At 54.8% G+C, this 24,786-nt stretch carries 21 protein-coding genes; 16 read left to right on the forward strand and 5 right to left on the reverse strand.

The window, feature by feature from the left end; translation table 11 throughout:
* Nucleotides 1-87: 87 nt before the first annotated feature.
* Both WMO24_RS07150 and tet(32) read right to left on the reverse strand, forming a co-directional pair.
* On the reverse strand, nucleotides 88-432 hold the full coding sequence (locus WMO24_RS07150; protein ID WP_002602098.1) for a helix-turn-helix domain-containing protein: 345 nt from the start codon (nucleotides 430-432) through the stop codon (nucleotides 88-90).
* An 81-nt stretch (nucleotides 433-513) separates the two neighbouring features.
* Nucleotides 514-2,433, reverse strand: coding sequence for a tetracycline resistance ribosomal protection protein Tet(32) (tet(32), locus tag WMO24_RS07155; RefSeq protein ID WP_002602099.1), 1,920 nt, complete (start codon nucleotides 2,431-2,433; stop codon nucleotides 514-516).
* Between the two features lie 759 nt (nucleotides 2,434-3,192).
* On the opposite strand from tet(32), the gene WMO24_RS07165 reads away from it, so the two are divergent.
* A complete protein-coding gene (locus WMO24_RS07165; RefSeq protein WP_349215670.1) occupies nucleotides 3,193-3,465 on the forward strand; it encodes a hypothetical protein in 273 nt (90 codons plus the stop codon).
* Nucleotides 3,466-3,504: 39 nt separating this feature from the next.
* Here the strand turns inward: WMO24_RS07165 and WMO24_RS07170 are convergent, their stop codons facing one another.
* Genes WMO24_RS07170 through WMO24_RS07180 form a run of 3 tightly spaced genes read right to left on the reverse strand, consistent with a single transcriptional unit; the run spans nucleotide 3,505 to nucleotide 7,474 of the window.
* Entirely contained in the window at nucleotides 3,505-4,818 is a 1,314-nt protein-coding gene (locus tag WMO24_RS07170) for a surface carbohydrate biosynthesis protein (protein WP_349215671.1), read from the reverse strand.
* Nucleotides 4,819-4,850: 32 nt separating this feature from the next.
* Nucleotides 4,851-5,897: a hypothetical protein gene (locus WMO24_RS07175; RefSeq protein ID WP_349215673.1), complete on the reverse strand. Its 1,047-nt coding sequence runs from the start codon at nucleotides 5,895-5,897 to the stop codon at nucleotides 4,851-4,853.
* Nucleotides 5,898-5,908: 11 nt separating this feature from the next.
* On the reverse strand, nucleotides 5,909-7,474 hold the full coding sequence (locus WMO24_RS07180; RefSeq protein WP_349215674.1) for an MBOAT family O-acyltransferase: 1,566 nt from the start codon (nucleotides 7,472-7,474) through the stop codon (nucleotides 5,909-5,911).
* A 190-nt stretch (nucleotides 7,475-7,664) separates the two neighbouring features.
* On the opposite strand from WMO24_RS07180, the gene WMO24_RS07185 reads away from it, so the two are divergent.
* The 15 genes from WMO24_RS07185 to WMO24_RS07255 are packed head-to-tail and all read left to right on the forward strand — an operon-like array spanning nucleotide 7,665 to nucleotide 24,745.
* Nucleotides 7,665-8,648 (forward strand): NAD-dependent 4,6-dehydratase LegB, encoded by a 984-nt coding sequence (locus tag WMO24_RS07185; protein WP_349215676.1) that lies wholly within the window; start codon nucleotides 7,665-7,667, stop codon nucleotides 8,646-8,648.
* Nucleotides 8,649-8,681: 33 nt separating this feature from the next.
* Complete coding sequence (locus tag WMO24_RS07190; protein WP_349215677.1) at nucleotides 8,682-10,343, forward strand: DUF2142 domain-containing protein; 1,662 nt, start codon at nucleotides 8,682-8,684, stop codon at nucleotides 10,341-10,343.
* Between the two features lie 34 nt (nucleotides 10,344-10,377).
* Complete coding sequence (locus WMO24_RS07195) at nucleotides 10,378-12,426, forward strand: hypothetical protein (protein WP_349215678.1); 2,049 nt, start codon at nucleotides 10,378-10,380, stop codon at nucleotides 12,424-12,426.
* On the forward strand, nucleotides 12,423-13,082 hold the full coding sequence (locus tag WMO24_RS07200; protein ID WP_349215680.1) for a hypothetical protein: 660 nt from the start codon (nucleotides 12,423-12,425) through the stop codon (nucleotides 13,080-13,082). The genes WMO24_RS07195 and WMO24_RS07200 overlap by 4 nt, the downstream gene beginning before the upstream one ends.
* A gap of 2 nt (nucleotides 13,083-13,084) precedes the next feature.
* The gene (locus WMO24_RS07205; RefSeq protein WP_349215681.1) at nucleotides 13,085-14,257 is read left to right on the forward strand and encodes a LegC family aminotransferase; all 1,173 of its coding nucleotides are present in this window, start codon (nucleotides 13,085-13,087) and stop codon (nucleotides 14,255-14,257) included.
* A gap of 29 nt (nucleotides 14,258-14,286) precedes the next feature.
* Nucleotides 14,287-15,330: a sugar phosphate nucleotidyltransferase gene (locus tag WMO24_RS07210; RefSeq protein WP_349215682.1), complete on the forward strand. Its 1,044-nt coding sequence runs from the start codon at nucleotides 14,287-14,289 to the stop codon at nucleotides 15,328-15,330.
* Entirely contained in the window at nucleotides 15,327-17,909 is a 2,583-nt protein-coding gene (locus tag WMO24_RS07215) for a YfhO family protein (protein ID WP_349215683.1), read from the forward strand. The genes WMO24_RS07210 and WMO24_RS07215 overlap by 4 nt, the downstream gene beginning before the upstream one ends.
* Nucleotides 17,887-18,882, forward strand: coding sequence for an N-acetylneuraminate synthase (gene neuB, locus WMO24_RS07220; RefSeq protein ID WP_349215684.1), 996 nt, complete (start codon nucleotides 17,887-17,889; stop codon nucleotides 18,880-18,882). Before WMO24_RS07215 ends, neuB begins: the two co-directional genes overlap by 23 nt.
* Nucleotides 18,883-18,886: 4 nt before the next feature.
* Nucleotides 18,887-20,059 carry a UDP-N-acetylglucosamine 2-epimerase gene (gene neuC, locus WMO24_RS07225; RefSeq protein ID WP_349215685.1) on the forward strand — a complete coding sequence of 391 codons (1,173 nt, stop codon included), beginning with the start codon at nucleotides 18,887-18,889 and terminating at the stop codon, nucleotides 20,057-20,059.
* A 3-nt stretch (nucleotides 20,060-20,062) separates the two neighbouring features.
* The gene (locus tag WMO24_RS07230) at nucleotides 20,063-20,689 is read left to right on the forward strand and encodes a hypothetical protein (RefSeq protein WP_349215686.1); all 627 of its coding nucleotides are present in this window, start codon (nucleotides 20,063-20,065) and stop codon (nucleotides 20,687-20,689) included.
* Between the two features lie 28 nt (nucleotides 20,690-20,717).
* Nucleotides 20,718-21,695 carry a Gfo/Idh/MocA family protein gene (locus WMO24_RS07235; protein WP_349215687.1) on the forward strand — a complete coding sequence of 326 codons (978 nt, stop codon included), beginning with the start codon at nucleotides 20,718-20,720 and terminating at the stop codon, nucleotides 21,693-21,695.
* 13 nt (nucleotides 21,696-21,708) lie between these two features.
* On the forward strand, nucleotides 21,709-22,635 hold the full coding sequence (locus WMO24_RS07240; protein WP_349215688.1) for a Gfo/Idh/MocA family protein: 927 nt from the start codon (nucleotides 21,709-21,711) through the stop codon (nucleotides 22,633-22,635).
* Between the two features lie 2 nt (nucleotides 22,636-22,637).
* Nucleotides 22,638-23,411 carry an acylneuraminate cytidylyltransferase family protein gene (locus WMO24_RS07245; protein ID WP_349215689.1) on the forward strand — a complete coding sequence of 258 codons (774 nt, stop codon included), beginning with the start codon at nucleotides 22,638-22,640 and terminating at the stop codon, nucleotides 23,409-23,411.
* On the forward strand, nucleotides 23,408-24,166 hold the full coding sequence (locus tag WMO24_RS07250) for a GNAT family N-acetyltransferase (protein WP_349215691.1): 759 nt from the start codon (nucleotides 23,408-23,410) through the stop codon (nucleotides 24,164-24,166). Before WMO24_RS07245 ends, WMO24_RS07250 begins: the two co-directional genes overlap by 4 nt.
* Nucleotides 24,167-24,745: a hypothetical protein gene (locus tag WMO24_RS07255; RefSeq protein WP_349215692.1), complete on the forward strand. Its 579-nt coding sequence runs from the start codon at nucleotides 24,167-24,169 to the stop codon at nucleotides 24,743-24,745.
* Nucleotides 24,746-24,786 lie beyond the last annotated feature (41 nt).

Here is a 24,786-nt window from a genome sequence, read left to right on the forward strand (position 1 = left end):
TAATAACTGCATGGCATATCAAGCCAAATACAAGAGAAAAACAGCCACCGCCAAATAGTGATGCTCCCCACCCTGCACCCGACATTGTCATAAAACCGCCAACAAAGAAAATACCAATGCCAAGAAATATCCCGACACCATAAAAAAGTCCAATTGCCATATCATACTTATTAAATTGTCGTTTCTCTTTTTTTCACATGTTTCCATTTTTGTTATTACCTCCTTCGCAAAATCGTCCATGTGGACTCCAAAAAGAAAACAAATTTTTTTCAACGTATTTAAATCGGGTTCATTAACATCTCTCTCCCAATTCGATAGCGCCTGCCGGGTAACATTCAATTTCCCAGCCAGTTCTTCCTGTGTCATTCCCGATTGTGTTCGCAGATGACGTATTTGCTTTCCTGTTGTAATATCCGTCTGTTTCTGGTTCAAAATGGTTCCTCCTCTCTGATGCTGATTTTATCAATGATATTTCGCAATAGCCAGCAATGAACGTTTGCATTGCGCAAGATGTTACATTATCTTCTGAAACATATGCCGGATCTTGTCTAAACGGCTGTTCGGGCGGCGTGGCTGAAACACAGGCTCGCCGGAAGTTTCCTGATACCCTTTTAATTCTGTAATGCAGACACTTCTTCCATTTGTATAAAAATTCAAATCATTTCTATATTCACCAATACAACGGGCAGGGATTTCCCCCTTAAAAATAACTTCATCTTTTTCAAGTCTGGTTGATTCAATGATTGCGCAATACTTTGGTGCGTCATTATAAGCCCGTGAAAGATATTCCTGCGGTGCAAAAAGGGTAAAGGAAAGGTATGGTTCCAACAGTTGTGTTCCTGCTTTTTTCAATGCCTGCTCCAACACGACAGGCGCAAGAAAACGAAAATCAGCGGGGGTGCTGACCGGGCTGTAATAAACTCCATAATCAAAACAAATTTGGCAGTCTGTCACTCCCCAGCCATATAAGCCCTGCTCCATTCCATAACGCACACCCTCCATGACGGCATTTTGAAAACTTTGGTTTAAATAGCCGAGAGATACCTCGCTTTTATATTGTGTTCCGCTTCCAACAGGAAGCGGTGTTACAGTCAAACCAATAGATGCCCAAAACGGATTCGGCGGCACTTCAATATGAATCGTGTAGCTCGCTTTTTTTTGCGGTCTTTCCAGATAAATAACCGAAGGCTCTTTCATAGCCACGCCCACATGATATTTTTCTTCTAATAGCGAACAAATAACTTCTAACTGTACTTTTCCCAAAAAAGATAATATAATCTCATGTGTAACAGTATCAATGTCAAAATGCAAAAGAGGGTCTGTATCAGCAATCTCTGTGAGGGCATTTAACAGGGCTTCCCTTTGCTCCGGCTTTTGCGGCTCTACCGTTGTCCGAAGTAATGGCATGGGATTATCAATCCGTGTTTTGTGAGGCAGGAGTTTTTCATTTCCCAGAATGTCGTTCAGTTTCAAAGTATCATCAGCTAAAATAACAATTTCTCCCGGACAGGCATGGTCAACCGGGACGATTTCACCATTTGACGGAATACACATTTCTGTAATCTTTATTTTTTCCTTTTTTGACAGCAGCAGGGTATCCCGTAAATGGAGCGTCCCATGATACAGGCGTAAATAAGAAAGCCGTTTTTTCCGCTCTGTATACTCAACCTTAAAAACATATCCACATAATTCAGACTGAATATCGTCTGTTTCTGTAATGAAAGTTTCTGTAATCGCTTCAATCAGTTTTTCTGTTCCTAAATTGTCTTTTGCACTCCCATGATAAACAGGAAACAAAGAGCAGCATCTGGTTCTTTTGCACTTTTCATATTGTAATTCCTGTATATCCAAAGAATCCTCTGCAACATATCGTTCTAATAGTTCATCGCTTCCGGAAATAATCATATCCCATTTGTCCAAATCAGAAATATCGGTCATGGTTATCTTTGGCGACAGGGAAACCTCCTGCATGACAATCATATCACTGGTAAGTTTATCTTTAATGCTTTGGTAAACACGCCGCAGGTCGATCCCATTTTGGTCTATCTTATTTATAAAGATAATTGTCGGAATGTCCATTTTCTGAAGCGCATGGAATAATATACGGGTTTGTGCCTGTACGCCGTCTTTTGCCGAAATGACTAAAACAGCTCCGTCAAGGACAGATAAAGAGCGGTATGCTTCGGTTAAAAAATCCATATGACCGGGAGTGTCCACGATATTGATTTTATAATCATTCCAGCAAAAAGAAGTAACCGCTGTCTGAATGGTAATTCCGCGCTGCCGTTCCAAAATCATAGTGTCTGTTCTTGTAGTTCCTTTATCCACGTTTCCTTGTTCCGCAATCGCTCCACTGGTGTACAGCAGGCTTTCCGTCAATGTTGTTTTTCCTGCGTCTACATGGGCGAGAATTCCAATATTGATTATTTTCATGTGATTGTCCTCCTTTTACAGCCCCAAAAGGGCATAAAAATCCCCAGCAGTAAAATACTTTTACCACTGGGGATTATAATTTGCGGACATACACATATACAGCATACACCTGTTTGTGATTGCTGTTTTTCGGATATGTCAAAATTGATAAGGCAAAAGTATTATTAAATTGGGTACAAAAAACCAAGCCCCCACAAAAGGGACTATCATAATCCTTTGTTCCCACTATTTGATTATAGTTTTATTTAAGAATACCTTGCCGCATATTTTTTACTCCTTTTTTGGAATGATGCTATTATATCACATTAGTTTTAGGAAAGAAAGTACCTAAAAGAAATTTTTCTTCCCCTTATATGTAACAATCATACCGACTTTCTGGCGTTCAGAATGGTTTCTGCTGTCTGCTGTGGTGTTTGGTTGGAATTGTCCAGCCAAAAGCCGATCCGTGGTGTTGTCTGCATAAATGTATCGTATAAGGTTTCAACCGTAAAGCCGGAATAGCCTGTTTTCTCCCTGTATCGTTCCCTTCCTTTTATTGTTTCCACATCTGGACAAAGAACGACAACCTCAACAGGGTATTTATGCGGCACAAAAAATATGTACATGTAACTAATTCAACACATTTATAATTTGAATAGGGACATTATAGCATTTACTAAATACAAATTCAATGTATACGGAAATAAAGATATAAGGAGTGGGAAGGATTCCGCCGTAGTCGGCATTGTAGGAAAATCCAAAAGTTTAGATTTTCCCACAATGCTTATCTTTTGGTCTTTGGTTCGGAATAGTGTAGTGCTGGCGGTCTATCTCTTGTTTTCGGTTGCTTGCTTCCTTACCGTACATGAGCATTCGGACCTGCGTTTCAGCGTGCCGGAACCGCTGCTGGGATGCATCAGCATCCTGCGCCCGGAAGATTTCCCGCTGACGCAGTGGTACGATCTTTATGAGTATTTAACGGGAACGCGGAAATTCTTTTCCACACAGGAACAGGCGAGAGCCGAACTGATTCGGTTTATTCAGGAAAAATAAAAAGAGGAAGGCGCGGGACCTTCCTCTTTTTTATTGTGATCAGTGCACGAAGGGGCGGATTTTTTCTTCCATACGGGCAATTTCCGCCTTGGAAATGTGGGCCTTATCCACATAGCCGTAAATGCGCCCGGCAAAATCGGCGAAGGGCGGACAGATGCGGCGGAAAACCTTGGGGTTCAGCTTCACGGCGTACATCATGTGAATGCCGACCAGCGCACAGAACTTTAAAAGATTGAAATGAGGTTTGTAGGGCGGCGAGAAGGGAAGATCCCGCGGCTCATTTTTGTAGACATCCTCCAGCAGGTCCGCCATGCGGATGTAGCTGGGGGTTTCGTTTTTGTCAAAATAACCTTCGATCAGGTCCTTGTCAATGGGGAAGGGGGCATCTTCCTGTTCGGCGGCGGCGCAGAACTCCTCATAGGTCTCCACGTACCGTCCGCCTTTGTAGATCACCGGATCATATTCGTGCTCAATGGGCTGGGGCCGCAGAATGTGGCAGCTCTTTCCCGCAAAGTACACCTCGGCAATGGCGGTGCTCATCCAGATGAAAATCTGATCTGCGGCCACGATCCACTGCTTGACGCTGTCGGCAAAAATCACATGGAAATTGGCATGTTTTTTCTGCAGAGCGTCCAGCGCCGGGCTGTTCCATTCCGACGGGTGCCGCCGGTACACCAGCTCCACCTCGGGGTGTCCGGTCAGGTATTCATCAAACCAGCGCAGCGTCTCGGCCATGCTCTCGCGATTGGTGCGGGCGAACTGTGTAAAATCTTCGCCCGCCATTTTACTCAGCTCCTGTACTTCCTGCTCGCTCATGCTGCCGTAGCCGAAAGAGGAGATGTACAGCATCAGTTTTTTGTCGGGGTCCAGCCCGAAATCCCGGCAAAGCTGTTCTTTGGTCTTAAAATAGCCCTGAAATTCCGGGCGGAGAAAATCCATCATCACCGCGCCGGTCACCGGGCAGTTGCGCTCCGGCACATCGTGGGCGATCAGACGCTGGCGGGTCAGTTCGCCCCAGCAGGTCTGCACGCATTTCTTGGCGTTCCCGTTGAAGTTGAACCAGGGGGCGGCCTCCTGGGTGTCCGACAGCATCTGTTCCCAATGCAGATTGACCACGCGGTTGCACACGCCCACATTGTTGTACACGTGACTGTTGATGGCTTCGTCGTCGTACATGCAGCTGGACACCAGCACACGGGGCTTTTTCCAGGTGAAATATTTCAGCTTTTTGCGGTCCAGCAGCTGATGAATGGCCACGGTATAGCCGCGGCGTTCCAGTTCCAGCTTCAGCAGCAAAAGGCTCTCGTATTCCCGCACCACATGCTCATACAAAATCAGAAAATCCAAAGACATGGAAAAACTCCTTTTCAAAAAGTGAGGACGCTTCAATCCTCCATCACACGGGTAAACAGTTCCTGCGTGAACTGGGGCAGCCCGTGGCGCGTATCCAGGTGGAATCCGTCAAAGTAAGCGGTGTCATCCCAGTGGGGCATTTCGGTCCACTCGTAATCCAGCACGCGGGCGCCGCTGGCACGAATGGTATCCAGTGCGCCGCGCATGGCATCATCAATGCCCAACGGTTCGCACACATAGCGGTACAGGCTGTCATCCATGGGCGGCACCAGCAGCGTCAGCTCCACGTTGTTTTCCCGGCAGAATTCCACCAGTTCCAAAAGCCGCTCCAGACCGGCCTCGTTGATGGCGTATTTGGAGTCCTCCACCGTACAGCTTTCCATGGCTGCGGCGAGGGCTTCGCCGTCCAGCTCGCCCGCGTCCATGGCCTCCACGATGCTCTGGGTGCTGGAATAGCCTTCCACCATGGGCAGGGTGCCGGCCTTGGCGCAGTTCTGGTACAAAATTGCCGCATAGGCGACTAAGTCTTTTCGCTGGCCGTTGGGCAGATAATCCTCGGGGGTGTGTTCGGCGGTCTCCTCGGCGTCGGGCAGGCCGCGCAGCTTATCGCCGATGACGGTCAGCGTATTGATGTTATACTCCAGATTGGAAATGTACGCCACGGGGTTGGCCAGCTGCGTTTTGACCGTGGCCATGCGGTTGGCCGTGCGGTAGTTGGCGTTGAGTGTATAAAAGGAAATACTCATCAGAACGCGTTGGATTTCGGGATGCTGTTCATAGACATAATAAAATTCATCGATGCTCTCTTCCAGGCTGGCGCCGCCGTAAGCCAGGTTGGACCACTGGGTGCCGGAGACTTCGTCCACCAGATCCATGTCAAAATGCGCCATGCGGGAATCGCCAAGAATGATGCTGTCATGCGGGTCTTTTTCAAAGGCGCGGATGCGGGAGATAGGGCTGTTGTCGCTGCCCGTTGCCCGCAGGCCGAAATAATTGTTGGGCTCAAAGGCCACAAAAACTGCCAGATACAGGACGATGGGCGCCAGCGCCAGCGCCAGTTTGGGAATGATTTTTTTCACGGCGCTCCTCCTTAAAAGTTTGCATAGGCAAAGCTGACGGTTCCGAAGCCGCCGCTTTGCATGATAAAGCCGACCAGAATGCAGCCGATCAGCACATAATAGCACAACCAGCGCGCTGCCAGAGGCAGTTTAGCAAGGCCGGTGGACCAGTGCGCATCCTTCATTTTAAAGCATTGGCGCCAATCGGCGTACACACCGATGGCCAGAACAGCCGCCATGTATACGCACCAGCCGACCACCATGATGGGGCGGGTATAGAATCCGTTTTCCACCGCCGTCACAAAGCTGCTCACAAAGTGCGACAAAGACAAATCGGTGAAGCTGTTGGCAAAATAGTGCAGGCAATCACCCACGGTCCCGCCGGACACAAGGCCGATTCGGAAGAACACATGGCTGGCAGCCCACAGCACAAATACCACGGCGATTTTTCCCATTCGCACAGGCAGAGAAGGGCGCTTGGGCGGTTTGCGGTACCAGCTGTGCAGCAGATCCTCTCCCACGCGGTACAGGCCCTGCAGCAGGCCCCAAATCACAAAAGGCCAGGTGTTCCCGTGCCAGAAGCCGCTGATGAAGAACACGATTCCCACAGTGGCCACAAAGGGCTTGGCCTCTTTTTTGCCGTTTTTCTGGGTTACGCGGGGCAGGTGATCGCCCCAGCGGCTCCACACAATGGGGGTGAACAGATAATCCTGCAGCCAGCTGGACAGACTGATGTGCCAGCGTTTCCACAGCGTGGAAAAGTTGGTGGAGAACAGGGGCGTTTTGAAGTTGACCGGGATATCGATGCCCAGCAGCATGGCGCAGCCCCGGGCAATGTCGGAGTAGCCCGAGAACTCGAAATACAGCTGAATGACATACAGGGCGGCCGCCAAAGGCAGGATCAGGCCGGAGTAATCGGCGCTGTTTTCAAATACCTGATTGACAAACAGCCCCAGCACATTGGCCACGGCAATCTGCTTGAACAGACCCGCCAGAATCAGCCGGAAGGCGTCGCAGGTGCGCTGCGCGTCAAAGCGGCGGGGCTCCCGCAGCTGCGGAAGGACCTTTTGGGCCCGGCAGATGGGGCCGGATGTAATGGTGGCGAAGAAAGAGACGAACAACGCCCAGTTGAGGAAGTTGGTCTCCGGTTCCGTTGCTTTGTAATACACGTCCACCAGATAGCTGATCACCGCGAAGGTGTAGAAGCTGATGCCCAGCGGCAGCGGGAAGGAAACCGCCGTAAAGCCGAACAGTGTGGGCAGAAAGAAGTTGCAGTACTTGAAAAAGCACAGCACCGCCACACTGACGCACACACCAAGGGCCAGAAGCTGTTTGCGGCGTGCGTCTTTGGCTGCCCCGATGGCACGCGCAACAAAAAAAGTGAACACAACATTGAATGCCAGCACTGCCAGCGGCAGAAGCCGAAGCCACAGCGGGCGGGCGGAACCATCCGCTAATTCGGCACCGGGCAGGTTGAAACAGTAGAATACCACGCTCGCTGCCAGCAGAACACCGTTTTGAAACCGCCTGGGCAGGGCAAAATAGAGAATGGCTACCAGCGCGAAAAACAGCGCGTAGCCCACGCTTGTCAGGGTCATGAAAGCTCTCCTTTGTCTGGTTTGGCCACACAAGACCAATTTACTATTATAGATGTAAAGACTCTGTTTGTAAAGCAAAGGGGGGCGTCTTTTGTCCCGCAGACGAACTTTTATTGAATTGGCGCCTCATTTATAGTATACTAATAACCGAGTATTGCATGTTGCACCATGCACGATAAGGAGAGGTAGTATGGCACATACCGTAATGGTGACGGGCGCCGACGGTTTCATCGGCAGCCATCTGACGGAAGAACTGGTTCGCAAGGGCGAAAAGGTAAAGGCCTTTTGTTATTATAATTCCTTTGGAAAATGGGGCTGGCTGGACACGCTGCCGCCCGAAATCAAAAACGAGATCGAAGTATTTATGGGGGATATTCGTGATCCCAACGGCGTGCGCACGGCCATGAAAGGACAGGAGATCGTCTATCATCTGGCGGCTCTGATCGCCATTCCCTTCAGCTATCATTCCCCGGACAGCTATGTGGACACCAACATCAAAGGCACGCTGAACGTGCTGAACGCGGCCCGGGATGTGGGCACCCGCCGCCTTCTGGTGACATCCACCAGCGAGGTGTACGGGACTGCTCAGTATGTGCCCATCGACGAGCACCATCCCTTCCAGGGCCAGAGCCCTTACTCTGCCACGAAAATCGGCGCGGACCGGCTGGCCGAGAGCTTCTACCGCTCTTTTGAACTGCCGGTCACCATTGTGCGGCCCTTCAACACCTATGGTCCCCGTCAGTCGGGACGGGCTGTTATCCCCACGATCATTACACAGCTGCTCTCCGGTGCACAGGAGCTGAAGCTGGGAAGCCTGACCCCCACCCGGGATTTCAACTATGTGAAGGACACGGCGGCCGGCTTCATGGCCATTGCCGACTGCGAGGCTGCTGTCGGTCAGGAGATCAACATTGCCACCGGTCAGGAGATCTCCATTGGCGATCTGGCCAATGAGCTGATCCGTCAGATCAATCCCCAGGCGAAGATCGTGTGCGAATCCGAGCGCCTGCGCCCGGAAAAGAGTGAGGTCAACCGTTTGCTGGGCGATGCCACCAAGTTGCGTCAGATGACGGGCTGGAAACCGGCCTATACCTTTGAACAGGGCCTGGCTGAGACCATTGCCTGGATTCGGGAGCATATGGATTCGTTTCGCACAGGCGTTTACAGTTTGTAATATTTACTTTAAAAATACTTTTTGGAGAATTTGATGAAGCAAAACGGTGAAAAACCGAAGATGCTGCACCTGAACGGCACACTGGGCTGGGGCCTGGCGGCGCTGGCCGCCGTGGTGTGCGGGATTGGTGTGGTCTATTATTGGCGCGTATTTTACGGCTTTGACGCGGTGGCGCCGGTTCCCATGACGCTGGCTGTGTGTGCGCTGGCGCTGGCAGTGGTGCTGGCGGCCTGGCTGGTGGTTCGGTTTGTGAAAAACTTCGACACCCGCGCCGCGTTGGCTGTGTTTTTGTGCGGCTTGTGTTTCTGCTTTGCCAATCCGCCCATGCAGGCGCCGGATGAGAGCGAACATTTTCTGCGTGCCTATGCGGTGAGCCTGGGCCGGTTTGATTTTGACGGCGAACGGACGTTCAGCCCGGATGTGGATGCGCTGCTGGCGGCGTTCCCCGGTGCGTGGGCCAATGGCAATACGACCTATTGGCTGGAGCATGATGCCGCCGGAAATGTAAACGGCGGCGGGTCCAGCGAAAACTATGCCATCAAACAGCAAAACGGACAGACAGTGAGTCTGGCAGACCATTTTTCGCTGTACGAGCAAATGAAAACAGAGGCGAGCGCACCTGTGGTGCGGGAGTCTCAAATCAAGCAGGTACTGCCGTATCTGCCGCAGGCGCTGGCCATGGTGCTGGCGCGGGTTGTGGGCTTTGGGGCATTGGGCTGCTTTTATGCCGGACGCCTGGCCAATCTGGCGGTGTATGCGCTGTTGTGCTGGCTGGCCCTGCGCAATTGCCGGCGCTACAAGCCGGTGTTCCTGGCGGTGATGCTGCTTCCGCTGAGTTTGTATATCGGCGCTTCCTGCAACTACGACGCCCTGATGCTGGGCTGCTATTATTTAACTGCCAGCTATTTCTGTGTGGACGAGATCCGAAACAAAGATCTGGCGGTATTCCTGGCATCGTTTGCGCTGATGAACGCCGTCAAGCCCTGGATCAATCTGCTCTGGGTAGTCATTCCGCTGATCCTGCCCACCCGGGTGTGGAAGGCCCGCTGGAAAAAATGGCAGGTGGCGGTGGTCGTTCTGGTGTGTGCGGTGCTGGTGACCGTGGGCGTGGAATGGTATGGACAGGCCTTCCGCACCAATTACGAGGAAGCCCGCATGCTGGGTGAGACAGTGAACATGGGTGAGCAGCTTCGCTTTGTGCTGCAGAATCTGCCTCGCACAGCCATGGTGTTCCTGGGCACTTTGTACGAAAATAATTTGTTCCTGGGGCTGCTGGGCAGCTTCGGCGCAATGGATTTGAACATTGGTCTGGTGTCCATGCTGTCACCGGTGGTGCTGGCCTTTGCGTCGGCCCTGTCGGTACACGAAAAAAGCAGTTTGACGCTGCGGCCTTCGCTGGGGTTGTTCGGCCTGGCGGTGCTGTATACGGGCGGTGTGCTGGCCGCTCAGTATATCACATACACGCCGGTGGCCATGGTGCGGGTGCTGGGGGTGCAGGCGCGTTATCTGCTGCCTGCATTCCTGATGCTGTTTGTGCTGCTGGCGGCGCTTTTGAGCCATGTGTTTGAAACGACCCGCGCCGGCGGAAAAAAGGCGTTTCATCTGGGACTGAGCGTCTGCGCCTTTTTCGCGGTGCTCAGCGCGGTGCTGCTGGCGCAGCACTATTTCATCGGTCCGGTCTGCATCGTGCCCTGAGCGGGCGCTGCCGAAGAGAAGGAGAGTTGCTTTTTTGGAAGCTTTTTTGCAGGGCGCCGGGTGCATGGTCACCTTTGGGGCGCTCGTTTGCCTTTGCATTTTCTGCACGAAAAAATGGAATGTTCCGGCGGGCATCAGCCCGCTGTTCGTGCTGTATGCCACCATTCTGTGGTATAGCGTGCTGGCCAGTGTCAACCTGCTGTTTCCCGCGGGAATCCTGTGGTTTGCGGCAGCGGTTCTGGCCCTGGTGTGGCTGGTCCGCAAGCGCGGCGAGATTCGCTGGAAAGAGCTGATCACGCCATCCACGGCGTTTTTCCTGGTGGCCAGTGTGGCGGTGATCGCGGTGTTTGCCGTGCGTCAGCCGCTGTTTATGGAGTGGGATGAATTCAGCTTCTGGGGCATTGCGCCCAAGGTGGTTAAGTCCACCGGTCAGCTGTATACCTTCCAGCCCCAGGGCCTGCGGGTCACCAGTTACGTGCCCGGCCTTGTGATGCTGGATGAGGCGTTTCAGTTTTTGGGAACGTCCTTTGCGCCGTGGAAGGTGTTTGCGGCGTACGATATTCTGATGTTTGCCATTTTTGCAGCAGGACTGTATACGCTGGAACGGCGGCGCTGGAACCTGGCGGTGCCCGCGGCACTGCTGCTGTGCATGGTGCCTTATTTGATGACCATGTATCAGCGGGACATCAACGTGTCGCCGCTTTACATGTGCAGCTATGCGGATATTCCCATGGGACTGCTGTTCGGCGCACCGCTGGTGGTGTATTTCCTGGCAAAGGAGAAGACGCCTGTTGTGCTGCTGTGCGCGGTGATGGGGGTGACCGTGGAATGTATTTCCAAGGACATGGGCTTTGCGCTGTGCCTGATTGCTGCAGCACTGATCTGCTTTGATTTGCTGTTTTTGGAAAAGGGCGAGGTGCGTTTTGCACGCCTGCGGGGCACCGGAGCCAAATGGTGCTGGATCGTATCCATGGTGGCAGCGCCTGTTGCTGCGTTCTTCGGATGGGCGGCCCATATGAGCGCTGTCACCGGGGCCAACCGCTTTGACATCGGCGGTGAGCAGAACATGGGCATGGTGCAGATGGTGGTCACAGGCATAGTGGAGCTTTTCAGTCCCAACAAGAGCGAAAAGTTTGTGCAGGTCATGGGCAATATGGCCCAGGCTTTTTACTCCACCAAGCTGACCATGTTCAGCGTCGGTTCGCAGGACGGGACCGTGGGCCGCTATCTCAACGGCTCGGGTCTCATCGTGACATTGGTGATCCTGCTGGTTCTGGCAGTGGCCTTTGTCTATGAGGACAAGCGGGGCCGCAAAGCGGTGGGCTGGTTCGCCCTGTGGAGCGTGCTGGGATTCGCGGCGTTCTATATTTTTACGGGCTTCACCTATGTGTATGTGTTCAAGGAGGCCGAGGCCGCGGCGCTGAGCAGCTACAACCGGTACATCTATCCCTATTACATCGGCTGGTTCATCGCGGCGCTGGCGTTTTTGCTGCGCAGCCTGAAACAGGCGAAGCCGGCCAGTGTGGGCGCGGGATTTCTGCTGGCGCTGACGCTGGGCTGCGGTTGGCGCGTGACCAGTTTTGTACAGCCGCAGCTGTCGGTGGTGGATTATTCCGACGGATATTTTGCCGGGCGCAAACGGGATATTGCCATGGTGGAGCAGGCCAAACAGTTCCTGACTTCAGACGACCGGGTGTTCTATGTCAGCCAGAGCGACGACGGCAAGAACTGGTTCATTCATTACTATGAGTTTTATCCGGACGTGCAGTTGGATTACAGCTTCGGCGGCGGTCAGCTTTCCGCGGATTTCGAGATTCGTGAAGGCGCCTTTTCCTCGGATTATCCCGCGGAAGATCGGGAGGCATTCATCGGCAAGACACTGACGCCTGATGTTTTGTGTGCCTATCTGGAGGCCACCGGGTGCACGGCGCTTTACCTGGATGACATTGACGAGGTCTTCATCGATACGTATGCGGACCTGTTCACTGACGGGCTGGAGAGCGAGGCTCGGCTGTACCGCATTGTGGGTACAGGCGATGCGATGCGCTTTGAGCCGGTCGAGGGAGGAGGATACCGCGATTGAAAAAGCTGAGACAATGGGGCGCATCCTTGTTCCGAAACGATAAACGGCTGCTGGCGTTCTGTTATGCGGTGTTTCTGGCTGGAAGCCTGCTTTGGCCGCTGTTCGGATATGTGGAAGACCGGGTGCAGCGGGCGCTGGGCAATGTGACCCCCATGGAAGTTTCCATGAGCGATTTTGAACTGACGGACCTGGAGCAGACCGGACCGGACAGCTATGTGAGCATCAGCGTGGACCCGCGCATGGTCATGAAGGATCCGCCTAAAACGGTTCGGACGGTGACGGTTCGCTTCAACTTCACCAACATGGAGCCGGGAGAGTTCTGCCTGTTCTACAAACCGCGCGAGGGCATGGAGGATTTTGACGCCCGGTGCCGGGTGTGGGCGCACGTGGAAGATGACGGAAGCTATACGTTCACACTGCCTTACGGAGATATCTATGGCCTGCGCATCGATCCGGGGATTTATTACGGCCTGCGGTTTGATGTGGAGAGCATTACCTTCAACGAACCCCGCAGTTTTCTGAGTTGGTTTACGCCTACGCGCACGTGGGCGCTGAGCTTTTTGGTGGTGCCCGCTTTGAGCGCCGCAATTTTGAAATATGCCGCCGCCCTGGCCCTGCGTTTGCACAGCGCCGCCCGGCGAGAGGGAGGAAAATAAACATGGAACCGAAATTTATTCCCTTGTCTGTGCCCAATTTCTGCGGCAACGAAAAGGAGTATGTCAACGACGCTGTGGTCAGCGAGTGGGTGTCCACCGGCGGCAGCAAGGTGCCCGAATTTGAAAAGGCCATTGCCGAATACGTAGGTGCCGCGGGCGCCGTGGCCTGTAACTCCGGCACGTCCGGACTGCATCTGGCAATGCTGGCCGCGGGTGTGGGACCGGGCGATGAGGTGATCGCCCCCACGCTGACGTTCATCGCGGCAGTGAACCCCATCCGTTATGCGGGCGCGCAGCCCATCTTCATTGGCTGCGGCGACAGCCTGTGCATCTGCCCCACGCTGGTGCGGGAGTATCTGGAAGCCAACGCGGAAATGCGGGATGGCCGCTGCATCAACAAGCGCACCGGAGCGCACATCAAGGCCATGGTGGTCGTACATGTGTTCGGAAACATGGCCAGCATGCCCGGTCTGCTGGAGATTGCCAAAAAGTACAATCTGATTGTGATTGAGGATGCCACCGAAGCCCTCGGCACGTATTATACCGACGGCCCCTTCAAGGGAAAATACGCCGGCACCATGGGTGACATCGGCGTTTACAGCTTCAATGGAAACAAAATCATCACCACCGGCGCAGGCGGAATGGTGGTTTCCAACAATCCGGAGTATCTGGCGCATATGAAGCACCTGTCGACGCAGGCAAAATCCGACGAGTTGAATTATAAGCACGATGAGGTGGGTTACAACTACCGACTGACCAACGTGCAGGCGGCCATGGGCCTGGCGCAGCTGGAACAGCTGGAGGGCTTCATTGAGCACAAGAACCGGATGTATGATTTCTATTTCCAGCGTTTGAACGGCAAAGGTCACTACGGCATCATGCCGTTCCGTGAGGGTGTGCGTTCCAACAAGTGGTTCTACAGTCTGTATGTCTACGACGAGCATCCTCTGAAGCGGGATGAGATCATCCGCCGGCTGGCTGAGCGCAAGATCCAGACCCGTCCTATCTGGGGACTGATTCAGGATCAGGCGGATTATCCGCGCAACGAGAGCTACGGCACGGATCTGGCGCGTCATTATCTGGACCGCATCGTGAACCTGCCCTGTTCCACCAGCCTCACCGAAGAGGATGCCCAGCGCGTGGTGGATGTGCTGCTGGAGCTGTCCCAGGGCTGAGCACCGAATAAATGCACGGGGGATTTTTTATGAAAATCGAGGATATTCTCATTGAGGGGTCCATCAGTGTGCTGGAGGCAATGCGCCGTCTGGACGAGACGGGTCTGCGGGTGCTGTTTGTGGCGGACCGCGGCGTTTTGCAGGCAGCCCTGACAGACGGCGATGTGCGCCGGTATATTTTGGCCAGCGGCAAGCTGGAGGCACCGGTCAGCGGCATGGCGAATTATCACCCCAAAGCGCTTCCCATGGAGCAGCGCAGTCAGGCGCGCCGGATTTTGAAGGAAAACGCCATCAGCGCGCTGCCTTTGCTGGACCGGGCCGGCCGCATTCAGGACGTGGTGTTTGCCGACGGGCTGGACATTGAAACCCCGGAGCGCACCGACGTGCCGGTGGTGATGATGGCCGGCGGCCTTGGAACCCGGCTGTATCCGTACACAAAAATTCTCCCAAAGCCCCTGATCCCGGTGGGAGAGCTGCCCATTGCGGAACATATCATTCATCGGTTTACCGACGTGGGCTGCAGCCGCTTTTATCTGGTGGTCAACTACAAGAAAAACATGATTAAGTCTTACTTCAACGATTTGCAGAAAGATTACGAAGTGGACTATGTGGATGAGGACAAACCTTTGGGCACCGGCGGCGGATTGAGCCTGCTGAAGGGGCGCATCGATTCCACCTTTTTCCTCACCAACTGCGACATTCTGGTGGACGCGGATTTCGGTGATATTTACAAGTTCCACAAGGAAGGCGGAAATGCCATCACCATGGTGTGCGCGGTAAAGCACTTTACCATTCCGTACGGAGTGGTGGAGCTGGGCGCTGACGGTGTGATCGAGCGCATTCAGGAAAAGCCGGAGATGAACTTCCTCACCAACACGGGCGTGTATGTGGTGGAGCCCCAGGTGATCGACATGATCGAGCCGGATACGCCGACGCCGTTCACAGACCTGATCGACCGTGTGCGTCAGGGCGGCGGCCGGGTGGGCGTTTACCCCGTCAGCGAGCAGAGCTGGATGGATATGGGCCAGCTGGAAGAGCTGGACAACATGCGGCGCCGTCTGGAGCAGCAATGAACAAACGGGCGATGCCCAAAGGGAGCGAAGCGGATTCGATGAAGCAGGGCTGGAGTGAAAAAAGGATTCTGGCTGTGACGGCGCTGCTGTGCGCGGGAATGGTATGCGCGGTGTATGTGGCGCTGGGTGTATGGCCCTTCGGCCCCAATACGGTAGTGACCGGCGATCTGGGCGGTCAGTATCTGAACTATTTCGCCCACATGCGCCGTTCTCTTCTGGATGGGTTCTCCGGCTGGGGCTATACCTTTGAAAAGGGCCTGGGCGGAAATTTGATGGGCATTCTGGCCTATTATTGCGCCAGCCCTTTCCATGTGCTGTATTTTTTCTTTGATCCCCGGTATTACACCGAGATCGCGGCGCTGGTTCTGTTGTGCAAGGTGACTGCGGCCGGTACGGCGATGGCTTTTTTCCTGGAACGCCGCTTTCCGCAGCTTCGCCATCGGGCGATTCTGTCTGCGCTGGGTTATGCCTTTTGCGCCTGGGCATTTGTGTATTCCCAGAACATCATGTGGCACGACGTGTGGCTGCTGCTTCCGCTGGTGTGTTACGGTATCTGGACGCTGTGCCGCACAGGGCGGCCGTTTGTGTTCGCCGTCAGTCTGGCACTGGCGATTTTTTCCAACTTTTACATTGCCTACATGGCCTGCATTTTTTGCGTGCTGTACTTTTTTTGGGAACTGTGGGCCGGCGGCCATGAACTGGATGGGCGCACCTGTGTTCGGCGCTGTGTTGGCTTCGGGTTCGGCGCGCTGTGCGGCGGAGGACTGCCTGCCTTCCTCTTGGTTCCGGCGCTGCTGGATGTGCAGCAGAACAAAGGCATGTCGGGCGGTTTTTCCATCACCGGAGAAACCAGCTTCAAGGCCAGTGAATTTTTCTATCGGCTGATGCCGGGCAATTTTGACTGGAGCAATGTGGAGGCAGGGCTGCCCAACGTGTATTGCGGCACGCTGGTGGTGGTGCTGGTCATTGTGTATTTCTGCGCCAGAGGAATTTCACTTCGGGAGAAGCTGGCCAGTGCCGCAGTGCTGGGCATTTTGTTTGCCTCGCTGTACAGCAGGGATTTAATGCTGTTGTTCCACGGGCTGACGCCGCCGGTGTGGTTCCCTTACCGCAATTCTTTTTTGTTTTCTTTTTGGCTGTGTTTTTTGGCGGGACGTGCGCTGGTCAGCCCTTGTCTCAATGCGTGGCGCCTTGCGTGTGCGGGCGGCGCGGGCCTGGGCTTTCTGGCGGTTTGCTTTCTGGTGCGCCACGAGTGGTACACTGCCACGTTGTTTGTGGCAGGCGGGGCACTGTGTGCGGTCGGTGCGGTTTGCGTTGTGTGCCTGCGTGCTTCCCGGCGTGCGGTGCGCGCGGGTGCGCTTGTCGTGTGCGGCGTTTTGTGTGTGCTGGAACTGACCTGGAACAGCGCTGATGTGCTGAGCCGGTTTGAGCAGTATCCCCGTCAGGATTATCTGGATTTTTACGATGAGACGTCTGCAGCCGTGGAATATACCGAGCACCTGGACGAAGGCGCGCGCATGGAAAAGACGTTTCAGCGCAGCTACAACGACCCCATGCTGCTGGGATATCACGGTGTTTCCCATTTTGGTTCCACACAGGACTCTGCCAACACCGACTGGCTGTCCGCCATGGGCTTTTCGGATTTGAACGGTTACCGGTCCGGCGGGACCGCCTTTGGCGAGGCGCTGATCGGTTTGAAATACCTGCTTGCGCGGGAGGGCGATTCGCTTCAGCCTCACTATGTATTTGCAGGGCAGGCGGGAGAGACATCTCTGCAGTTGTGGCAGAATCCGTATGCTCTTCCGGTTGGCTTTTTCGCAGACGTGCAGGCACTGGAACAGACGATTCCCGTCTGTGAAGAGGGACAGGATGTGTTCGACGTGCAGAATGCATTGTTCCGGGCTCTCAGCGGAGAGGACGCGCTGCTGCTGGAAGACCTTTCGGTTTCAGGTCCTACGGGGCGTTTGACCGGGCAGCAGGAGTATACCGCTTCGGTGCCAAAGGATGGAATTGTCTATGCCGTGTGGGAAGGCGATGAAGCACTCCCGGTGGAAATTCCAGACGCGGTGGGCGCGCAGCCGGGTATCTGGTATACTTGGGGCGTGGTGTGCCTGGGAGAATACAGTGCCGGTGACACAGTGCGTGCGCAGGTACAGGCCGTGTACGAGGAGATGGAGCTGACCGGTGTTCGCTTCTGTGTGCTGGATACCGGACGTTTGAAGGCATTTTGCGACCGTGCGTCGCAAAACGTGCAGCAGACACAGCTGGAAATCGGCACGTTTCGCGCGCAGGTGCAGGCGGACGGCCAGAGCCTGTATGTGATCAGCGTGCCCTGGTCTCAGGCGTTGCGCTGTACGGTAGATGGTCAGCCTGTTTCTGTGCACCGGCTGGCCGACGGGTTGTGTGCCGTGGAGCTGACCGCCGGAGAACAAAGCCTGGAATTGGGCTGGACGGTGCCCGGCGCAACCTGGGGACTGTGCCTTTCGGCTGCAGCAGCCGCAATGCTGGCGGCTCTGTGGCTCTTTGGCAGAAAGAAAAATAAAGGAGGAGAATCTCATGTCCATCTGCATCATCGCTGAGGCGGGCGTGAATCATAACGGAAGCCTGGAACTGGCGAAAAAAATGGCGCTGGCGGCAAAAAAGGCCGGCGCGGACATCGTAAAATTTCAAACGGCTATTCCGGAGCTGGTCATCAGCAAATTTGCCGAGAAGGCCGAGTATCAGAAGGAACAGACCGGCGCGCAGGAGAGTCAGCTGGACATGTGCCGCCGCATCCATTTCGGGTTTGACGGCCATGCGGAGCTGAAACGCTATTGCGATGAGATCGGCATTGAATACCTCTCTACGCCTTTTGATCTGCCCAGCATTGATTTCCTGAATACACTGGGCCTCTCCGTGTGGAAAATTCCGTCCGGTGAGATCACCAATCTGCCGTATCTGGAAAAAATCGCCGCCACCAAAAAGCCGGTGATCTTGTCCACCGGCATGAGCACGCTGAGCGAGATTGAAGACGCGCTGAGCGTTTTGGAAGAGGGCGGTACCGAGCAGATTACCCTGCTGCACTGCAACACGGAGTATCCGACGCCCTTTGAGGACGCCAACCTGACCGCCATGTATGACCTGCAGGAGCAGTTCGGCCTGCCGGTGGGATATTCCGACCACACCACGGGTTACGAGGCGGATATTGCGGCTGCGGCGCTGGGCGCTTGTGTGATTGAAAAACATTTCACGCTGGACCGCAATATGGAAGGTCCGGATCACAAGGCGAGCCTGGAGCCGGATGAGCTGGCCGCCATGGTGCGTGCTGTACGCAATGTGGAAAAGGCCTTGGGCGACGGCAAAAAGCACGTCAGCCCCAGCGAGGCAAAAAACAAAGCCATTGCCCGCAAAAGTATCGTAGCAGCGAAACCCATCCAAAAGGGTGAGGTGTTCACCGAGGAGAACATCACCACCAAGCGTCCGGGCGACGGAGTCAGCCCCATGCGCTGGCACGAAGTTCTGGGCAAAACGGCCAAGCGGGATTTTGCCGAGGACGAGAAAATTGAGTTGTGAGGGAATGACCATGAAAAAAACGGTCTGTGTGGTAACAGGCACCCGCGCGGAGTGGGGCCTGCTGCGGGGCGTTGTAAAAAAGATGGAACAGAGCGAGATTTTGCGCCCCAGCGTGGTGGTCACGGGCGCTCATCTGAGCGATGCATTTGGCCATACCGTGGCGGAGGTGGAGGCGGATGAAGCCCCCATCGATGCGCGCATCGACATTTTGAAGTTCGGTACGGGCAGTGCGCTCTCCACGGCAAAGACCGTTGCTTACACGCTGGATCGTTTTGTGGACTATTTTTCTCAGGCACGGCCCGACGCGGTGCTGGTATTGGGTGACCGGTACGAGATTTTTGCTGTGGGGCAGGCGGCGGCTCTTCTGGAGATTCCGCTGATCCACATCAGCGGCGGCGACGTTACGCACGGCGCGGCGGATGATTATTTCCGGCATTGTCTGACCAAAATGGCCAGCCTGCACTTTCCAGCCTGCGAGGAGTATGCCCGCCGGGTCATCCGGATGGGAGAGGACCCCGCCACGGTGGAGAACGTGGGCGGTCTGGGCGATGAAAATCTGCGCAATATGAAGCTGCTGAGCCGGGCGGATTTGGAAAAGAGCATTGACTTTTCGTTGGAGCAACCCTATGCGCTGGTGACGTATCATCCGGAAACCGCGGGCGGTGCATCTCCGGTCGGGCAGTTTGACGAACTGCTGCACGCTTTGGAAAATGTGCCGCTGCACGTAATTTTTACCAAGGCCAATGCAGATGCGGGCGGAGCGGACATCAACCGGCGCATTGATGAGATCTGTGCGCTTCATCCGCAGAGATATAAGGCGTTCACCAGTCTGGGGGTGCTGCGGTACCTGTCCGCCATGAAGTATTGTGCGGCGGTTATTGGAAATTCTTCTTCCGGCGTGGTGGAAACGCCTACGTTGGGTGTGCCTGCGGTGAACATCGGCCGCCGGCAGGAAGGGCGCATTTTGTGCCCCAATGTGATCTGCTGTGAAGCGGACGCCGCGTCAATCCGCGCTGCGGTGGAAAAAGCGCTTACGCCGGAGTTTGCACAACTGGCGAAAACCACGGTCAGCCCCTACAACGGCGGCGAGACCAGCCTGCGCATGGTGCGGGGAATGGAGTGCTTTTTGACCGGTCCGCGCTGCGGAAAACCCAAAATTTTTTACGACGGAGAATGACCCATGGAAGCGTTGCTTGCAAAATGCAAGGAAATTTGGAGCACGGTGTGGAAGGTGTGGGGCCGCCAGAAGTTGGAGGCACCGGAGTTTTTTGATGGCATGATCACCACGGCGCTGCGTCTGTGCCTGCTGGCGCTGCTGGGACTTGCTGTAGTCCTGCTTGTTACGCTGATTCTGTCGGAGATCAAGCGGCGCCGCGAGCCCGATGAGGAACGCCGGAAATCTCTGCTGCGCCGCGTGATCAGTCTGGGCGGAGCCTTTGCGGTCGTTCTGGGGTTGTGTGCCTGGGCCTACTGGCCCGCGTCGCTGGCACAGACCGACCAGGTGCAAAGCGTGACATTGTCCAGCCGTGTGCCGGGCAAAAAGGAAAAGCCGGTGGAGCTCACCGAAAGCCAGACCGACAAGCTTCTGGAACTTTTGCAGAACACGTCGTGCGTTCCAAGCTGGCAGACGGATTTGCCGTATGCAGGCTATGGGCAGATGTTTCGCATCACGCTTTTGACAGATGCGGGCGAAGTGCGCATCCTGGCTGCACCGGAGACCGGGTGCCTGTATACCGAGACCGAGACCGGCCTGATTTATACCATTGTGGGGTACGGCAACTTTTACAAGGCGCTTGGTACCCTTTGACAATCACGGGAAAGCGGGGAACAGAAAGATGAAAGTATTGATCGTTGGATTGGGCAGTATGGGCAAGCGCCGGGGCCGCATTCTGCGCAGCGTGAAGCCGGACGCAGAACTGTGCGGTGTGGATTTGACCGAATCCCGCCGCAAAGAGGCCGAGAACCTGGGAATCCGGGCATACGATTCCATTTCCGGGGCGCTGGCCGCGGAACATCCGGACTGTGCCTTTGTGTGCACCGCTCCCATCACTCATGCAAAAATCATTGACGAGTTGCTGGATGCGGGCCTGCCGGTGTTCACCGAGCTGAATCTGGTCAGTGACGGCTATGACGCTCTCACGGCCAAGGCGGCTGAAAAGGGCGTGCCGCTGTTCCTTTCATCCACCATGCTTTATCGCGCGGAGACCCAGTACATCAAGGCACAGGTTCAGGCATTTGAAAAGCCGGTCAATTACATTTACCACATCGGTCAGTATTTGCCGGACTGGCACCCCTGGGAAAATTACAAAAACTTTTTCGTGGGCGATAAGCGCACCGGCGGCGTGCGGGAGATTTTTGCCATTGATCTTCCCTGGCTGTTGGATGCTTTCGGCCCGGTGAAACATGTGTATGTGGAAAAGGACAAGCTCAGCGAGCTGGAAATTGATTACCCCGATACGTATTTTGTAACGCTGCGCCATGAGAACGGTGTCAAGGGAATTCTGGCGGTAGACGTGGTCAGCCCGAAAGCGGTGCGCAATTTTGAGGTGTTCGGCGAAGGTTTGCACCTGTTCTGGGAGGGCAACCCCAAAACACTGGCCCGTTACGATGCTGCGGCCAAGGACAAAGTGCCCGTGCAGACCTATGAAAGCTTCGAGCATGACGCCCGCTATTCCGATAACATTGTGGAGAATGCTTACGGCGACGAGATCGTGAATTTCTTCGGGGTGCTGGACGGCACCCAGCAGCCGCGCTGGAGCTTTGAAAAAGACAAAGCGGTGCTGGAGCTGATCGAGCGCATCGAAAACGCATAAAAAGAGGCGGAGTATGAAAGTTTTGTTTGTGGGCCTTGGTTCCATTGGGACCAGGCATTTGCAGAATTTGCACACGGTGGCCGCGGAGAAGGGCATTCCGGTGGAAGCATGGGCGCTTCGGTCTTCCGGGCGGGAACTCCCCGTCGCCACACAGGCGCTGCTGGCCGGTGAGATGCGCGCCCTCAGCGGGCAGGAGCATTTTGACGCGGCGTTTATCACCAATCCCACCAGCCTGCATTTTGAATCGCTGCGCATGCTGCGGGGCAAGGCCGATGCGCTGTTCATTGAAAAACCGATTTTCGACCGCACAGAGGCTGACCTGGAACAATGCCTTGCGCCCGGACAAAAGGCGTATGTGGCCGCGCCCATGCGCTGGTGCGGTGTGATGCTGGCGCTGAAACGCCGCCTTCCGGAACTTCGGCCCTATTCGGTCCGGGTGATCTGCTCGTCGTACCTGCCGGACTGGCGCCCCGGTGTGGATTACCGCACGGTATATTCTGCTCACCGGGAGATGGGCGGCGGCGTGACCATCGATCTGATCCACGAGTGGGATTATCTGGTGGAACTGTTTGGAAAGCCGCTGGAAATGCATCATTTCAAAGGCACCTACAGCGATCTGGAAATTGATTCCGATGATTTGTCCGTGTACATTGCGCGGTATCCCACCATGCTGGCAGAGGTCCATTTGGATTATTTCGGCCGGCAGTATCGGCGGAGCATTGAATTGTTCTGCAAAGAAGGAACAGTCGTCGCGGATTTCGGCGCGGGCACGCTGACCCTGGCTGACGGCACGGTGGAGCATTGGGACGAGCCGGTCAATCAGCGGTATTTGCGGGAGATGGCATATTTTCTTGATTATGCGCAGAACGGCACGGGCGAAAGCGTAAATACGCCCGCCACGGCACTGGATGTTTTGAAATTGACATTGGGAGAGATCTGACCATGGAAAATGTACTCATTACCATTTGCGGCCGGGCAGGCAGCAAGGGCTTTAAAAACAAAAATTTGAAAATTTTCGACGGTCAGCCGCTGAGCTATTACAGTCTGTCCGCGGCACAGCTGTTTATCGAGCAGCACCCGGAGCTGCACGTGGACGTGTGTCTCAACACCGACAGCGATCTGCTCATCGACGTGGTTACCAAACGCTATCCGGAAGTGACGGTGCTTCACCGCCCTGAGGAACTTTGCGGAGACGTGGTGCCCAAAATGATGGTGTATCAGCACAGCCTGCGTCAGATGGAGGCGTTGACCGGCCGGCAGTATGAGAACCTGATTGATTTGGATATCACCAGTCCTTTGCGCCAGGAAAAGGATGTGTCCGGCGCGTATGAGATGAAGAAAAGCCGCCCGGAACTGGACCTTGTGTTCAGCGTATGCCCGGCCCGGCGCACGCCTTATTTCAACATGGCAAAACTGGAGAACGGCTATGCCAAGCGTGTGATCGATCATCATTTTACGGCGCGGCAGCAGACCCCGCCGGTGTTTGATTTGAATGCTTCCATCTACGTATTCGGCCGCAAGTTCCTTCTGGAGAATGAAACGGGCTTTTTGTGGGATGGAAAGATCGGCATGTACGAGATGTTCGACACCGGCATCATCGACATCGATTCGGAAGAGGATTATCGCCTGATGGAAGCCATCGCCCACTACCTGTATGGGACGTATCCGGCCTTTGGCATCGTGCAGGCGAACATCAGAAAGCAGGACAGAACATGACGGACGGCGAACGCTATGAGATCCATTGCCCGAAAAAATATCTTTCTTATGATGAAAAAGAAGGATATCGTGTATTCTGGGCAGAGGGCGCGGCTGGATTTGCCGCGGCGAATTACGGCGTGCTGAAACAAATGAACGGCGCGGGCAAGAGCCTGGACGCCATCGAGGCAAAGCTGAAAAGCGCAGGGGCGGTTTGCCGGGTGTGCAGTGCGCCCGACAGCGTCTCTCTGGACGAGTGCCGCGGTTTGCTGGAACAGCGGGGCTACTCGGTGAAAGAGTACGAATGCAGAAGGCTGACGCAGTGCCTGGAGCCCAGCCCTTTTCTGGTGCGCCGGAAATGCAAGGTGCAGATGATAACGACCCGCCTTGAAGGAAACTGGGAAGTGCTTGTGCGCGAATGGGGCGGAGAGGATGGCCTTCTGGTGGCAAACCGTCAGATCAAATCCGGTGCACGGGTGTTTTTTGCATTGAACCGGGCGGAAATTCCGGTCAGCTGCTGTTTCGGCATGGGTTACGGCGCGGCATTTCGCCTGTGGGGCCTGTACACAGCGCCCAATCAGAGACAAAAGGGTTACGGCGCGGCGGTTTTGTCGGCCGCGGTGGAGTTTGCGGCCCAGCCGGACAGGGGCTATGAAGATATTTTTGTTTATGTCCGGGATGAACAGGCGCAGCGCCTGTTTGAAAAAGCGGGATTCCGCGGCGGTGTGCGGCGTTTGTGGAGCGCTGTTCCCGCTGAATGCAGGGAGGGTGAATAGATGTCGTTGCATGTCAGTCCGGATTTGATTGAGCGTTTTCCGGATTTTTATCCCTTTGCACTGGGCGGTAATGTTCCGGCGGAACCGGCTTTGATCGTGGAAAATGTCGATGATGACACGCTGGCCAATGCGGTGCGCGGACGGCTGGATGCTGTCTGCGTGATCGTGCGGGACAGCTTGCAGCTGCGCACACTTGCCCCGCTGGCCATGCTACATGATTTGCAGTGGGTGGGTGTGTGGAAGTGCCCGAATCTGTGCGAGCTGTGGCAGATGTCTGCGACGCCTGCGGTGCGCGGCATCGCATTTACAGGCTGTAAGCGGGTGAACGATTTTTCGGCGCTGGCCGGTGCGCACGGGCTGGAGCATCTGCTTGTGGAAAACCGTCCCTGGGACAATGTGCAGCTGAAAAGTCTGGTGCCTTTGCGCGGCCTTTCTGAAATCCGCACTCTGGATCTGGGATGCCGGAAAGTTTTGGATAAGGAAAAACTGGACTTTCGGGCGGCGTTCCCTCATCTGGCCAGCCTGACCATCACGCCCGGAATGCGGCGCTCTTTGATCACACCGGGCGATAAAAAGTAAGCGTTTTTCAGGGGAAGCCGAAAGCTTTCCCTTTTTTGAAG

It is taken from the genome of Ruthenibacterium intestinale, from assembly GCF_040096265.1.
GTDB lineage: Bacteria > Bacillota > Clostridia > Oscillospirales > Ruminococcaceae > Ruthenibacterium > Ruthenibacterium komagatae.

Bases quoted from the DNA above. Each gene is read 5' to 3' on its own strand.
- WMO24_RS07165 (WP_349215670.1), top strand. From the start codon at position 3,193: ATGCTTATCTTTTGGTCTTTGGTTCGGAATAGTGTAGTGCTGGCGGTC.
- WMO24_RS07170 (WP_349215671.1), bottom strand. From the start codon at position 4,818: ATGTCTTTGGATTTTCTGATTTTGTATGAGCATGTGGTGCGGGAATAC.
- WMO24_RS07180 (WP_349215674.1), bottom strand. From the start codon at position 7,474: ATGACCCTGACAAGCGTGGGCTACGCGCTGTTTTTCGCGCTGGTAGCC.
- WMO24_RS07185 (WP_349215676.1), top strand. From the start codon at position 7,665: ATGGCACATACCGTAATGGTGACGGGCGCCGACGGTTTCATCGGCAGC.
- WMO24_RS07190 (WP_349215677.1), top strand. From the start codon at position 8,682: ATGAAGCAAAACGGTGAAAAACCGAAGATGCTGCACCTGAACGGCACA.
- WMO24_RS07205 (WP_349215681.1), top strand. From the start codon at position 13,085: ATGGAACCGAAATTTATTCCCTTGTCTGTGCCCAATTTCTGCGGCAAC.
- WMO24_RS07210 (WP_349215682.1), top strand. From the start codon at position 14,287: ATGAAAATCGAGGATATTCTCATTGAGGGGTCCATCAGTGTGCTGGAG.
- WMO24_RS07215 (WP_349215683.1), top strand. From the start codon at position 15,327: ATGAACAAACGGGCGATGCCCAAAGGGAGCGAAGCGGATTCGATGAAG.
- neuB (WP_349215684.1), top strand. From the start codon at position 17,887: ATGTCCATCTGCATCATCGCTGAGGCGGGCGTGAATCATAACGGAAGC.
- neuC (WP_349215685.1), top strand. From the start codon at position 18,887: ATGACCATGAAAAAAACGGTCTGTGTGGTAACAGGCACCCGCGCGGAG.
- WMO24_RS07230 (WP_349215686.1), top strand. From the start codon at position 20,063: ATGGAAGCGTTGCTTGCAAAATGCAAGGAAATTTGGAGCACGGTGTGG.
- WMO24_RS07235 (WP_349215687.1), top strand. From the start codon at position 20,718: ATGAAAGTATTGATCGTTGGATTGGGCAGTATGGGCAAGCGCCGGGGC.
- WMO24_RS07240 (WP_349215688.1), top strand. From the start codon at position 21,709: ATGAAAGTTTTGTTTGTGGGCCTTGGTTCCATTGGGACCAGGCATTTG.
- WMO24_RS07245 (WP_349215689.1), top strand. From the start codon at position 22,638: ATGGAAAATGTACTCATTACCATTTGCGGCCGGGCAGGCAGCAAGGGC.
- WMO24_RS07250 (WP_349215691.1), top strand. From the start codon at position 23,408: ATGACGGACGGCGAACGCTATGAGATCCATTGCCCGAAAAAATATCTT.
- WMO24_RS07255 (WP_349215692.1), top strand. From the start codon at position 24,167: ATGTCGTTGCATGTCAGTCCGGATTTGATTGAGCGTTTTCCGGATTTT.